General features: G+C 44.3%; 2 protein-coding genes. Both read right to left on the reverse strand.

Annotated elements, in window-relative coordinates; translation table 11 throughout:
- Positions 1 to 391: HIT domain-containing protein (locus tag R7Q46_RS26580; protein WP_318078139.1), on the reverse strand; the 391-nt coding region annotated here is incomplete at its 3' end.
- A 125-nt stretch (positions 392 to 516) separates the two neighbouring features.
- The coding region (locus R7Q46_RS26585) for a DALR anticodon-binding domain-containing protein (RefSeq protein ID WP_318078140.1) at positions 517 to 765 on the reverse strand (249 nt) is incomplete at its 5' end.

Below are 765 nucleotides of genomic sequence, written 5' to 3' on the forward strand. Positions count from 1 at the left end.
TTCCAATACGTTTGAGAATCTCATCTTGTTCTTCTTTGCTACGAAACTCGCCGCTAGTGTTTCCCCAAATCGGCCCTGGCCATGCAACGTCGTCCTTAAAGCGTGCGATATGATGAATGGGTAGCTGCGGCACCATGTTACCAAGTGCGCCAAGATTCAACTTGTCAGGACGGAAAGTCGCTTCGAGCGCTTGGCTTACCGCTTGTGATTCAAGTAAAAACTGTTGCTGCTCTTTCATCGGTAAGTGGTGCAATTCTTTTAAGTTGGCACGTTTAGGAACTAAGATGACCCACGGCACTGCATTATCTTTATGTAGAAGTGCAACGCAAAGAGGGAAGTGGCCGATTACTGTGGTGTCTTTTGCCAATTGAGGGTGCAGTTCAAAACTCATTGTGGATTTCCGATTCATTTCAATTTGAATTAGTATACGTCAGATAAAACAAAAGGTTGACGCTTTCACGTCAACCTTTGCAATCATTCAGCTTGTGCTACTTAAGTTATCAACTTAAAAGTGGCTTACATGCGCTCTAGCGTTTCGATACCTAGTAGCGATAAACCTTGCTTGATGGTTTTCGCTGTTAGGGCTGCCAGTTTTAGACGGCTTTGCTTAACGGCTTCATCTTCTGCTACTAGAATTGGGCATGCTTCGTAGAAGCTTGAGAATTGACCCGCTAGTTCAAATAGGTAGCTACACATGATGTGCGGTTGGCCTTCACGAGCAACAGATTGAACGGCTTCTTCAAATTGTAGAAGTTTAGCGATAAG

The sequence above is a fragment of the Vibrio sp. 811 genome (assembly GCF_033339195.1).